The organism is Psychrobacter sp. AOP7-B1-24 (assembly GCF_052376215.1).
GTDB lineage: Bacteria > Pseudomonadota > Gammaproteobacteria > Pseudomonadales > Moraxellaceae > Psychrobacter.
Genome location: NZ_JBQSVL010000001.1, coordinates 23,554 through 36,884, shown reverse-complemented (window position 1 = coordinate 36,884; position 13,331 = coordinate 23,554). Strand labels below are relative to the sequence as shown.

General features: G+C 41.1%; 11 protein-coding genes. 4 read left to right on the top strand and 7 right to left on the bottom strand.

Annotated elements, in window-relative coordinates:
• Positions 1–58: 58 nt before the first annotated feature.
• Complete coding sequence (gene ompR, locus ACT3QP_RS00150) at positions 59–817, bottom strand: osmolarity response regulator transcription factor OmpR (protein ID WP_192520358.1); 759 nt, start codon at positions 815–817, stop codon at positions 59–61.
• A 380-nt stretch (positions 818–1,197) separates the two neighbouring features.
• On the opposite strand from ompR, the gene ACT3QP_RS00145 reads away from it, so the two are divergent.
• Positions 1,198–3,723, top strand: coding sequence for a Tex family protein (locus tag ACT3QP_RS00145; RefSeq protein ID WP_444524018.1), 2,526 nt, complete (start codon positions 1,198–1,200; stop codon positions 3,721–3,723).
• 134 nt (positions 3,724–3,857) lie between these two features.
• On the opposite strand, the gene ACT3QP_RS00140 is transcribed toward ACT3QP_RS00145, so the two are convergent.
• The gene (locus ACT3QP_RS00140) at positions 3,858–4,400 is read right to left on the bottom strand and encodes a hypothetical protein (protein WP_444524017.1); all 543 of its coding nucleotides are present in this window, start codon (positions 4,398–4,400) and stop codon (positions 3,858–3,860) included.
• A 486-nt stretch (positions 4,401–4,886) separates the two neighbouring features.
• Positions 4,887–6,173 carry a saccharopine dehydrogenase family protein gene (locus ACT3QP_RS00135; protein WP_442069533.1) on the bottom strand — a complete coding sequence of 429 codons (1,287 nt, stop codon included), beginning with the start codon at positions 6,171–6,173 and terminating at the stop codon, positions 4,887–4,889.
• Positions 6,174–6,628: 455 nt separating this feature from the next.
• On the opposite strand from ACT3QP_RS00135, the gene ACT3QP_RS00130 reads away from it, so the two are divergent.
• On the top strand, positions 6,629–6,784 hold the full coding sequence (locus tag ACT3QP_RS00130; protein WP_194196142.1) for a DUF1328 domain-containing protein: 156 nt from the start codon (positions 6,629–6,631) through the stop codon (positions 6,782–6,784).
• A gap of 187 nt (positions 6,785–6,971) precedes the next feature.
• On the opposite strand, the gene ACT3QP_RS00125 is transcribed toward ACT3QP_RS00130, so the two are convergent.
• The 4 genes from ACT3QP_RS00125 to ACT3QP_RS00110 form a co-directional block, all read right to left on the bottom strand.
• The gene (locus ACT3QP_RS00125) at positions 6,972–7,265 is read right to left on the bottom strand and encodes a 4a-hydroxytetrahydrobiopterin dehydratase (RefSeq protein WP_444524016.1); all 294 of its coding nucleotides are present in this window, start codon (positions 7,263–7,265) and stop codon (positions 6,972–6,974) included.
• A 401-nt stretch (positions 7,266–7,666) separates the two neighbouring features.
• Positions 7,667–7,960 (bottom strand): GNAT family N-acetyltransferase, encoded by a 294-nt coding sequence (locus ACT3QP_RS00120; protein WP_444524015.1) that lies wholly within the window; start codon positions 7,958–7,960, stop codon positions 7,667–7,669.
• A gap of 138 nt (positions 7,961–8,098) precedes the next feature.
• Entirely contained in the window at positions 8,099–9,427 is a 1,329-nt protein-coding gene (locus tag ACT3QP_RS00115) for a fatty acid desaturase family protein (protein WP_444524014.1), read from the bottom strand.
• A 78-nt stretch (positions 9,428–9,505) separates the two neighbouring features.
• The gene (locus ACT3QP_RS00110; protein WP_444524013.1) at positions 9,506–10,738 is read right to left on the bottom strand and encodes a flavin reductase family protein; all 1,233 of its coding nucleotides are present in this window, start codon (positions 10,736–10,738) and stop codon (positions 9,506–9,508) included.
• Between the two features lie 401 nt (positions 10,739–11,139).
• Here ACT3QP_RS00110 and ettA point away from each other — a divergent pair, with 401 nt between their 5' ends.
• Together ettA and ACT3QP_RS00100 are read left to right on the top strand one after the other, a co-directional pair.
• Positions 11,140–12,801: an energy-dependent translational throttle protein EttA gene (gene ettA, locus ACT3QP_RS00105; RefSeq protein WP_444524012.1), complete on the top strand. Its 1,662-nt coding sequence runs from the start codon at positions 11,140–11,142 to the stop codon at positions 12,799–12,801.
• A gap of 95 nt (positions 12,802–12,896) precedes the next feature.
• Positions 12,897–13,310, top strand: coding sequence for a hypothetical protein (locus ACT3QP_RS00100; protein WP_444524011.1), 414 nt, complete (start codon positions 12,897–12,899; stop codon positions 13,308–13,310).
• The last annotated feature ends 21 nt before the right edge of the window (positions 13,311–13,331 follow it).

The following is a 13,331-nucleotide window of genomic DNA, read 5'->3' as shown; positions in this document are numbered from 1 at the left end:
GTTTGTAACTCAATGCGTGCATGTCATTTTTAAAATCATGACATGCATGCATCAAAGGTTACTCACTCTTAGCGGTTTCCCCTTCTGTTTCATCTGGTACAAAGACGTAACCCACACCCCAAACGGTCTGAATGTAGCGTGCTTGTGAAGGGTTATCTTCAATCAGACGGCGTAGGCGTGACACTTGGACGTCGATAGAGCGCTCCATTGCCCCCCATTCACGACCACGTGCCAGATTCATTAGCTTGTCACGAGTCAATGGCTCACGTGGATGCTGTACTAATGCCTTTAATACTGAAAACTCACCGGTTGTTAAGGTAACAACATTACCATCGCGTTTGAGCGTACGAGTCGATAGATCCAGCGTCCATGGTCCAAACTCAACCACTTCAAGCTGATGACTTGGTGCGCCAGGCAGCTCACGGTTTTGGCGACGGAGTACTGCTTTAATACGTGCCAATAATTCTTTAGGGTTAAATGGCTTGGGTAGATAATCATCAGCACCCGCTTCGAGTCCTGCGATACGATCCGCATCGCCGCCTTTAGCTGTCAGCATAATAATAGGAATGTCACCATTATCTTCACGCAAACGCTGACAAATACTGATACCGTCTTCACCAGGTAGCATCAAGTCTAATACTACCAACGAAAATAGTTCGCGCTGCATTAACTTGTCCATCTGATTACCATCGTGGGCAGTACGGACGACAAAACCGTCGTCTTCCAGAAAGCGTTGTAGCAACGAGCGTAAACGTGCATCATCATCGACGACTAAAATACGCTGAGTCAAAGTATCAGGGCTGTTATTATCAGTCATACAGGCATCCTCTTATAAAAATTATTATTAGTAGATATCATACATAAAAATCGTGTGTGAAGGGCTATCAGCAAAATAGTATCATTATCCAATTATTGGTCAGAAGCAATATTTTCCTATAATTGAAAACTATTGTTTAATGTATCAGAACATACCGATATTCTAGTTATTGATACTTTAGTGTATAAGATTGCACAACGAATTGCATCACTCATAAGGACAAATGCTGTATGCGTTTGTTTAACAAGGTGATAAAACCTATGATATTCGGCATTTTTTGCTATAAAACCCCCGATAAATAACGAAAAGATAAAAAGGATTTTTATTCATGCAGCTTTTGCTATAATGCAAAACTACATTTCTCAACGATTGATACGTATATGAGTAGCACTGATACCTTAACGCCATCTCAAACCTCGACAAATGCAAAGGTTTTGGATGCAACCACACACGCGAATATTCACGACAAGCTTGCTCGCGCGCTTGGCATTAAGACTGCTCAAGTCAATGCGTTTGTCAAACTTTACGATGAAGGCGCGACTGTTCCGTTTATTGCCCGTTACCGCAAAGAAAAGACTCAGAATCTTGATGATGCACAACTACGAGCGTTAGAGAAGTCTCTCAATTATGAGCGTGATATGGCCACCCGTCGCCTAAAAATTACTGAGCTGCTCAGCACGCAAGGTAATTTTACTGATGAGCTGCAGACGCGTATTGATAATGCGACATCGAAACTTGAGCTAGAAGACATCTATCTGCCATATCGTCCGCGCCGCCGTTCACCAGCTGCCAAAGCACGAGTTGCTGGCCTTGATATAGCTGCTCAAGCAGTGTTGACGCAAGAGATTACTCCAAAGGATGCGTTAGCAGACTATCAATTGCCATCCAGTATTACTGATGATAGCGGTAATGAAATTGAGGTTGATTTCAGTGATATCGACAAACAACTAGCAGGTGTACAGGCCATCATCGTTGACGAATGGACGCAAGCGCTAGACTTGCTAGATAACTTACGTAGTGGTTTTGCCAAAACTGCTAGTATCGTGTCTACTGTTGCTAGTGATGAAAAACGTGAAGTTGGTGAAAAATTCAAAGATTACTTTGAGCATAGTGAAAGCTTAGCGCGTCTGCCTAATCATCGTCTATTAGCGATGTTACGTGGTCGCCAAGAAAACGTCTTAGGTCTAAAAATTGAAGGTGAAGACACTCCTTTTATTGAAAAAATTATCAGTTATTTTGATATTAATACAAAAGTGCCTGCTGATCGTTGTGCATTTTTAACAGAAGCAGCTAGTAGCTTGTGGAAAGACAAATGGCGTCCGCATATAGAACATCGTTTGCTGACCGAAAAGCGTCTGACGGCTGAAGCGGATGCCATTGATGTATTTGCAAATAATCTGCAGCATTTATTAATGTCAGCGCCTGCCGGTCGCAAAGTTATTTTAGGCGTTGATCCAGGCATCCGTCATGGTGTCAAAATGGCGATTGTCGATGCGCAAGGCCATGTCATGCTAGACAGTGAAGACAAACCTGTTGTTGCTACTGTCTATCCATTTGCACCTGATAATAAGATGAGCGAGGCCAAAAAAATCATTGGTGCGCTACTAAATACTTATAACGTTGATTTGGTCGCTATCGGCAACGGTACGGCAAGTCGTGAAACAGATGCAATGATTAAAGAGATTTTGGCAGCCAATTCTGAGCTAAAAGCCAAAGCCGTTATCGTTAATGAGTCGGGTGCATCTGTCTATTCAGCCAGTGAGCTTGCCAGTGATGAGTTGGCTAATTTGGATGTCTCTGTGCGTGGCGCAGTATCTATCGCTCGTCGTTTACAAGATCCATTATCAGAGCTTGTCAAGGTTGATCCAAAAGCCATTGGTGTGGGGCAATACCAGCATGACGTGAACCAAACTCAATTGGCAGATAGTCTCGATAAAGTAACACAAGATAGTGTAAACGCTGTTGGTGTCGATGTGAATACGGCGAGCCCCGCTATCTTGGCACATATCGCGGGTCTGAATCGTAATGTCGCTCAGCAAATCGTCACCTACCGTAAAGAAAACGGTGCGTTTGACAGTCGTGAATCATTGAAAAATGTCCCACGCTTGGGTGCTAAGACTTTTGAACAAGCAGCGGGCTTCTTGCGTATCCATGATGGTAGCAATCCACTTGATGCCACTGGTGTGCATCCAGAAAGCTATGCATTGGTTGAGAGCTTACTTGCGCAAACTGGCAGAGCCTTGCCAGAAATTATCGGTAACGATGGAATACTCAATACTATCGATACCACTGCAGTTGCTGCTAACGATGAAAATATCAGCATAAAAGCAATCTTAGACGAACTTGCTAAACCAGCACGCGATCCACGTCCCGAGTTTAAGACAGCCAGTTTCCGTGATGACGTAAATAGCATCAAAGATCTAGAAGAAGGCATGCAGCTTGAAGGTGTCGTGACTAACGTTACAGCCTTTGGTTGTTTTGTTGATGTTGGTGTTCACCAAGATGGTTTAGTTCATATCTCACAAATGGCCAATGATTTCGTCGCTGATCCGATGAATCGTGTGAAGCCAGGTGATATTGTCTCAGTACGTGTCATCTCTATTGATGAGAAGCGTGGTCGTATTGGCTTTAGTATGAAACCTGAGTCTGAAAAACCAGCACGTTCAGCAGCTAAACCTACTGCCAAAGATACTGGTTCTGATGATAAAACCAATCGTTCACGTAATAGTCGCCCAAAATCTGCTGACAAGCGATCAAGCAAGCCACGTAGCGATCGTCAGGATAAAGGAAGCGCTAGTAGTAATCGTAGCAAGGCACCAAGATCTGAGAAAACTGAGACACCTAGTAAAATGGGTACATTTGGTGCGTTACTGCAAGAAGCAGGTGTGACTAAAACCAAGAAATAAAAAATTGTAAATTATTTGCAAAATAAAAAAGGCAGCCATTAGGCTGCCTTTTTTATTTTTTGTATCCTATTCTGAAAAAGCTACTGATAAAAACCAATCATCAGTAGCCGAATACTTAATTATCTAATGACTGATTACATACCTAGCTGTTGCATGTCTGGTTGTTGCATGTCTGGTTGTTGCATGTCTGGTTGTTGCATGTCTGGCTGTTGCATGTCTGGCTGTTGCATGTCTGGTTGTTGCATGTCTGGTTGTTGCATATCTGGCTGTTGCATATCTGGCTGTTGCATATCTGGTTGCTGCATGTTTGGCTGTTGCATGTCTGGTTGTTGCATATCTGGCTGTTGCATGTCTGGCTGTTGCATATCTGGCTGTTGCATGTCTGGTTGTTGCATGTCTGGTTGTTGCATGCCTGGCTGTGGCATTTCTTCTACTTGAGCTATGTTTGCATTACCATTGGTTCTTGCAATTGAAATAGTTTGAGTCTCACTGATTTGAAAAGGGCTAGATTCAACTGAGTTTAGCCCGCTTTCGGCATTTTCAACGTCAGATTGCACTGCGCTATCAGCCATTGCTGTTTGCACGTCTGCTGGTGTGGTATCTGCAGGAGCTGCCATTGCCAAGCTTGGGATAGTAAGCGCTGCACTGATAAGTATTGCTAAAGTACGTTTTTGCATGGGTTGGTTCCTTGGTTTACAGATTTTGTATATTAATTTAAAGAAATATTTAATTTAACCAGTATCTAATGCTGCTGCACATAGACTTAGTATGTTGATAAAATATATATTTAGCCCATTTAAAGGACTATTGATTGATTTGGAGGCATGTTCTAATAAGATGCAGATAAAATAAAATCATGATAACCATCATACTGACTATCATGATTGCATAGGATAAAGGTCTTATTAATTAACTAATAACCAAACATAAATTCTGAAATGCAGAATAGCAATTAAGCTCTTGATGGTTCAGTGGTACATAAGTGGTACATGAATTAATATTCTAACAGCTTAATGTTTTCATGTGACATTGTGAAATCAATGTATTCATATTGTTACATATTAAAGTCTGTTAAACATTTATGAATAGTCTCTGTCAGTACCGTGATAGAGAGAATATCAATGTACCAATGATGGTTATATGCGTTTGAGATAAGTCGACTATTAGTCATTAATGACCTCGAAGCTAAGTCCTGCATACTTCTCTAAGCGTGCTAACAGATGCTCACCCATTGCAGATGCTGGTGTCCAAAACCCACCACCAACAGTTTCTTTACTGATATCTTGTGCCAAACACAGTGCTGCTTGAGCTAGCATACGTGAGGTACTGCCGTAGCCAGGGTCTTTATCCCCCGTTACTTTGGTGTTAATAGTCTGTTTTTTTGCGGTTTTTCCAAAAAAGCGAATATCATAATAGCCATTTTTTTGCTCTTCTTCAGACGGACCAGATCCTGATTTGGGCAATACATGTTTAGATAGTAACTCACGGCTCGGGGTGATCATCATAGCGGTGGAAAATCCAAACAAGCCTGCACTCAAGGCGTAGCTCGATAGTTGACCTTTCACACCATCTTGCATCCACATGGCTTCATCGTATTTAAAATCACGTCCATATTCATAACCAAGTAATTGGTTGCTGTGGTGCACAATACGAGTATTAATACTGGCCATCACAAAGGGGGCTAGCCAACGTTTGTGCTCATTATCGTATTCTGGCTTGCTGATGTTATCTTGGCGTACCCGTGGTGCATCTGTGTCATTGTTGAGTAGATAGGGGTTTGCTACCTGCTCACGACGAGCTTTACTCTTTCCTGCTTCTTCAAAGATAGTTGCCATTGATGCAATCGTCCCACCTGATAGGCCGCCTTTTGCGGCTTTTACGCGCATGTGAATGACATGGCAAGTATCACCGAAACTTTCTTCTGCTTTGGTCTGGGTAAAGTAGACGCCCAAGTCTGATGGAATAGAGTCAAAGCCACATGAGTTAATGATACGAGCGCCGCTCTGCTCGGCTGCATCTTGATATTTATCCATCATATCTTTGATAAAAATGGCTTCACCAGTGAGATCGACATAATCGGTACCATTGGCGGTACAAGCCTTAATTAAAGGCTCACCGTATTTGAGATAAGGGCCGACGGTTGAAATAATGACTTGCGTTTGTGTGGTCATGTTATTCAGGCTAGCGTCATCGTTGCTGTTAGCAATAATAATATCTACCTTACTTGTCAGCTCAGATTGTAATTCATTGAGCTTTGTCTCATCACGACCTGCTATTGCCCATGTGATTTGCGTACCATGGTCGTCCTTTTCGTTAGACAAAAAATCTGCTAAATAGTGAGCTGTGATTTTTCCTACAAAACTGGTGGCACCATACAAGACAACTGCATAAGGGCGGTTTTTAATAAAATTATGTTTGGTATTGTTTTTAGTGTCGGTATTGTTATCCATATTGATTGTCCTTAATAGATTTTTGACAAGATATTGTTAAACGAGTTTTTTAGATGAATGGTTTGTTATAAATGACTCAGGGGCTGAACAGACTAAAAAAGTATTCTTCGCCTACTATTTATAACAGATTATAGGATAAAAATAACAATGAAATAACAATGAATAAGGCGTTCTTCACCATCACTACACATAAGCCTTAGAAAAATCTGTAGAAGACGAAAATTCAATACAAAGATTACATAACTTACCGACTTTATTACCAAACTGAACGTCTTTTAAAAATATATCTTGTTAGCCTATAGGTATAAGTATTTGTAATCAATACTAAAAAATAAAACTAATATCAAGCAGAAAGAGAAAAACGTTGCTATATATTATTTGATATCTATTGATAGATACTAGTGGTATGACTTTTACTGTCTGATATTTATTAATAATAATTTAAGGAGAAGATTATGTTTCGCTGGGCTATTATTTTTGCTGTAATCGCGTTGTTGGCAAGTTTTTTAGGCTTTGGTGGTGTCGCTGGACTATCTGCTAATTTGGCATATATTTTCTTAGCGGTTGCTGTTATTCTATTCATCGTCGCGTTCATAAGTCGCAAGATGTGATAATGAGACATAGAAGATTAAATAAAAAATCGTTAAACAAAAAAAGTCCTCATAATATTATGAGGACTTTTTTATGGCTGATTTTTCTGAAGTGTTTATTTTAAAATATTTATCTGAGCACCAACTATGTCACTATGAAAAGTATAAGCATCAAAATTCTAAGCGTATGACTGTCAATTGAATTCGGTTATAAGCTTTTTGGTTGAATAATATACTCCATGCGTTTGGCGAGACGAATATCATGACTGGTGATGCTGTTACTGTCATTGGTTGTTAAACGTACTTCTACAATATTGTATATATTGCGCCATTCTGGGTGGTGCTCAAGTGTTTCTGCATAAAATGCCGCTTGATTCATAAAGCTCATAGCTTCAATAAAATCGCTAAAATGATAGGTTTTCACGATAGCGTTGCCATCGCGTTCCCAACCAGTCAGTTCTTCTAATTGTAGGTCAACTTGTTCTTGAGATAAACTGCTCATATGAATAACCTTTATTGTTATATTATAGCCAGCCCTATATAAGTAAATATAGTGTTAGGCTTGCTCAGTCTATTATTTGACATAGTTTCGCATGCCTTTCTTATATCTAAATTGTTTTGTACCAACTATAAAGTGGTTTTTTAAAAATATTAGTCGCAACATTATGACTACAGCTGCTATCTAACATCATATCTATCACACTTTTTATCCTACCATCAACGGTACTAAAGAAATTTAAGCGGGCTTTATTTTGTAATAATTATAGGGTAGAAAACCCGCCTTTATTTGCTATCTTGCCATACATTTAAAGATAAATACATCGGATTAGATAACAAATTAGCAGGAGGGTGGTGTAGTGTTAATAAGTTTATTTTTGATAGCTGATATATTTTGGAGTTAGGTTAGAGTAAGTCTTGATATTCAGGGTGTTTACTGATGTATGATGATACAAACGAGCATTGAGGTACGACTTCTTTGCCATTCTCACGTGCATAATTAAGCGCGTGCTTGACCAATGCTGATCCGACGCCGCGTCCACCTAGTGCTTGCGGTACGATGGTGTGATCGTAGACTAGCTTATCATCTTGCTCTTGATAACTTATATAGCCAATATGGTCATCGATAGCAGTCTCAAATCGTTTGGCTTCTATATCATGGGTGATATTTATAGGTTGTTCAGCAGTTTGATTGCTCATTGCTACTCTCCGTTATTATAAAATGTCATTTGTTATTAGGTACTATGATTATAAGGCGACCTGATTTTTAAAGTCGATACATATTTTCATTATCTAAGCGATCTAAAGCATGAAGTACATGCAATACACCTTAATGCGTTAAGCATAAAATAAAGCTTGGCGCATGACTGGGGGAAGGTATTTCCCCAACCCACGTATGACAGGAACGTCTTTAGTCTCTTCTTTGACGGCATGAGTCGATGCGGGTGATTGTGATTTTAAATAAGCTTGCCATTCTGCTGTGCTTGGTTTGCTAAAGTGATGGATGCGCCCGATGACTTGTCGAAGTTGACGACCAAAGCGCCCAGTATTATAAGGTAGCTCGTATTTTTGGCATATGGCCTGTATTTTCGGAGCGATGCGAGCATAGTGTCTGGCAGGCATATCAGGAAAAAGATGATGTTCAATCTGATGCGACAAATTTCCCGTCAAGAGGTGAAATAATTTATTACCTGCGATATTGCTAGAGCCAAGAATCTGGCGCACATACCACTCACCCTTGCTTTCATTTTCATCAAGTTCAGTATAAATATGAGCCTGCTCAGTGAAGTGACCACAAAATATCACTGCCCAAGTCCATAAATTACGAGCAATATTGGCCGTGACATTGCCACTCAATGTCGTCATAGCACTACGCCGACCTAATAACAGTCCTGCTGCAGCAGGCAATGAAATATAGTCTTTGCCTACCTGCCTTGCCATTTTGGCAAATAAACCGCGAGATTTGGGCTGCATGATTGCTGCTAGCTGTGGAGACTCAGCATACTCATCAGCACTGATTTGAATATCATGAAAGGCCACTGCCCACTCAAACCCTAACGCCAAAAACATCGTATTAAGTAAATTGTAGCGATCGCTTGGTGTCCAAGGTTGCTCATCCGTCACACGAATTAAGTGATAACCGACATCGTGGTCACGACCAACGATATTGGTAAATGTGTGATGCAAATAATTGTGCGAATGCTGCCATAGTGGGGCAGGGCAAACGATGTCCCAATCAAATTTTTGGCTATTTAGATAAGGGTGTTGCATCCAGTCATATTGCCCATGCATGACATTATGTCCCAGCTCCATATTGTTCAAAATTTTGCTGAAGCTGAGTAAAGAGGTGCCAAGTAGCCAAGTCGCTATCAGGCCACGTTTGGATGGCATACGTCCAGCCGCCGCGAGTAAACCACGTGAGACAATCTCGCTGTAGACCACGGTGGCGTGTACACGTTGAATATAACGTGCATCTTCGCTGCCTAATGAACTCATAATGTCTTTATATAGCGTGTTTAATTCATCAGCCAGTGCGTCACTGCGTGCTTTTGGTAGCTGTGCACCTGTTAATGTTGGATAGAGCTTTTGTTTCGATGGTATATCCGTAGCTGTCGAAAATGCAGATACGGCAGACCGTGCAATGAACATAGGCGGTAATAAACGCATAAAAACTCCTTAACTAAGGCGACTAATATCGGATGAGACAACGAATGTTTAAGAATGCTTGTACATGTTGCATATATCTCAAATATCTAATACCACATCGGTCATAGCGATATTGATGCAGGTTTGAATAGACTCGTAGCCCTCATGGCTGATCTTGCCTGTTTGAATGTTTTTTACCACACCGCTAACTTTATTACAGCGGCATAACTGGCAAATACCCTGCCTACAACCGTTCGCCAGTCTTACGTCTGCATTTTCAGCAGCAATCAGTATGGTCGTGTCACTGCTAAACTGCCTGTGCCGAGACCGTAAATAGACAGTGTGTTCTTCTACAGATACCGTTTTATCGAATGTTTGATAGTCATCTATGTTGAAACCAACTAGAGCATTACCAAAGCTCTCTACTATGATGTTATCACGTAGCTGCTTATTTATAGGGGAGGGTATTTCTGCGGTAGCTTTATATAAGCCAGCTAACAATGCTTGCGATCCACACACAAATATCTGCGTCTCTGCTAATGGCAAATTGAGCGCGCGCAAGCTGTCAGAGCTGAGATATCGTGTGCCAGCCAAATAACTATTGGGGTCTTCTGTATTGATAAAGTGATAGTTAAAATTTGGATAACGATCTTTTAATTGCCGCCAATGTTCTAAAAAAGGTGTCTCTGCCAGTGGCATGCGACTGTAGTACAGCAAGGTAGCCGCATGACCAGCCTCCAGTGCTTGTGTAATAAGTCCCAACATCGGAGTAATGCCACTGCCGCCGGCTATGAATAATAAGGGTAATGACGTCGGTAAAGTTTGCTGATGTTTAGTTGGCGGTGTATCAATTTTTGACTGTACATTGAGTTTTGACTGTGTGAGCGTAAACTCGCCACTTGGTAAACCACTATCGAATATCGTACCGAGTTCGGCTTGCTGTGTTAGATAATTAGATACCAATCCTTGAGGTTTGATGGCAATAGTAATGATATGTGACTGTTTATTCTTAGTATTGTCGATGCCAGAATATAAATATAACGGTTGCTTCGGTAACCCAACCAATGAGTAATGACGCTGATGATGAACGCCATTGATAATGACCGTTAAGCCAATGTATTGACCACCATGCCAGCCATTCTGTCGATCAAATACTTGTCGATTAAAGGCATAGTTGCCTTCGAAATGTAAAGCAATTAAGTCATGATTGAGTACTTGCCGTGCAATCAGTCGCAACTTAGGCTGGGTCCATGACCAAAATGGATTCACGTGTGAGCCAACAAAGTCAATAAACGCACGTTGGATAATTTCAGGGCGATAGCCAATAGCCATAAACACGTTACCTTTTTTGATGCTTTGATGCTTTCTGAGTGAGTGCTGTTTAAACTATGTCAGACCATCTTGTTAAGATAATCTAATATTTTAAAGGTTATTGATTAATTTTTCGTAAGATTTGATACTGCTTTTTGTGGTCTTTATAAAACAGTTATGAATCAAAATGTTAAACAAGACAATTCGACAGTCCATTTCATTTCTGCTTTTTGTTGGAAAGCGTCATACTCAGTGACAAAAGCAGTAAAACAAACGCTAAAACAATCTGTTGGCTTGCAGGGTATGCGCCACAATGCGATAATGACTTATAATGTGTAACCCTGATTTTGAGGTATGGCGTGCTTGGCATCATTGCTAAGTATGATTTGCTAGCCTCTTCTATGCAGTCTATCGGAGTGTGAATGGCTCAATATATCTACACGATGAACAACGTGTCAAAACTTGTTCCCCCTAAGCGTGAAATTCTAAAAAATATCAACCTATCATTTTTCCCAGGTGCCAAAATTGGTGTATTGGGTATCAATGGTTCAGGTAAATCAACCTTACTGCGCATTATGGCAGGCGTGGATACTGAATTTAGTGGCGAAGCACGCGCGCAAGCAGGTACCAAAGTCGGTTATTTGCCGCAGGAACCACAGCTTGATGACAGTAAAGATGTACGCGGTAACGTTGAAGATGGTATGCGTGAAGCGCTAGATGCGCTGGCACGTTTAGATGCTATTTATGCTGAATATGCCGAGCCTGATGCTGACTTTGATAAGTTGGCTGAAGAACAAGGCAAGATGGAAGACATTATCCAATCTTGGGATGCGCATAATCTAAACACCCAATTGGAAAAAGCGGCTGATGCATTGCGTCTGCCACCATGGGATGCTGATGTCAGCAAGCTATCTGGTGGTGAAAAACGCCGTGTGGCATTGTGTCGTCTGTTATTGTCTCGTCCTGATATGCTGTTACTTGATGAACCGACCAACCATTTGGATGCCGAATCAGTTGCATGGCTTGAGCAGTTCTTGCAAAACTACAGCGGTACTATCGTTGCCATTACGCATGATAGGTATTTCTTAGACAATGTGGCGCAGTGGATATTAGAGCTTGACCGTGGCCACGGCTATCCGTATGAAGGCAACTATACTGAGTGGCTAGAGCAAAAGAACACGCGTCTAGAGCAACAGAATAAGCAAGAAGAGTCATTTGCTAAAGCGCTGAAAAAAGAGCTTGAGTGGATTCGAAAAAACCAAAAAGGTCAACAAGCCAAGTCTAAATCTCGTGTCCAGCGTTTTGAAGAGTTGAACTCAACAGAGTTCCAAAAACGTAATGAGACCTCTGAGATTTATATTCCGCCTGGTCCACGTTTGGGTAATAAAGTTATCGAAGTTAATGATATCTCCAAGTCATTTGGCGATCGTTTGCTTTATGAAAACCTAAGCTTTAATGTACCAGCTGGCGCAATCGTAGGTATTATTGGCCCTAACGGTGCAGGTAAAACCACGCTATTTAATATGATTACCGAGCGCGATACCCCAGATACTGGTTCAGTTGATTTGGGTGAAAGTGTTAAAGTTGCCTATGTCGGTCAGGTACGTGACCGCTTAGACGACAACAAAACTGTTTGGGAAGAAGTTTCTGACGGCCTCGATATCATTACCGTTGGTGACTACACCACACCAAGTCGTGCCTATATCGGTCGCTTTAATTTTAAAGGCTCAGATCAGCAAAAACACGTGGGTCAATTATCAGGTGGTGAGCGTAACCGTCTGCAATTGGCGAAAACGCTAAAGCAAGGCGCAAACGTATTGCTGCTCGATGAACCATCAAACGATTTGGATATCGAAACCTTACGTGCACTAGAGGATGCGGTTCAAGTATTCCCAGGTACAGTAATGGTCGTATCGCATGATCGCTGGTTCCTTGATCGTATTGCTACTCATATATTGGCATTCGAAGAAGAAGGCCCAGTTTGGTTCGATGGTAACTACACTGAGTTTGAAGCCTATCGCAAAAAGACGATGGGTGATGATGCCAGTCCGAAGCGTGCTAAATATAAGAAGATTTCGACTTAGAGTAAATTCAACGAAAAACCACGAATAATACATTATTGTTGCAAAAAAAAGGCATAACTTAGGTTATGCCTTTTTTGTTGTTTAAGAGATAAATCATGGAAAAAATACTCGATATTTTAAGTCTGGCATCTATGTTTGCAATGATAGTATTGCCTATCGTGATGGTTTATAAACATCAGTTTTCGCAGAAATCTCGTCTGGCTTCTTGGCAAGTATTTGTTATTGGTATAGTCGTGGTTTGGTTGTTGGTTCAAGTCGGTGTTTATTTTACCGATACCTATCTACAAGCTGAGCTTGATGCCTTTGATTTAGATGGAAACGGCTTTTTTACGTCGGATGAAAGGAGTGAGGCACAGCATCAGGCTATGATGAGGATGACTTCAGATACAGGTAGGGCGTTGGCACCTGTTACTGGTGCCATATTTGCCTTTGGCTACATGTCGATGCTTATCCTATTTTTTAAGTTGCTAGGTATTTTCATAAAAAAAGAGCCAAGCATAGAAGCTTGACTCTTTTTATGATGATCGCAA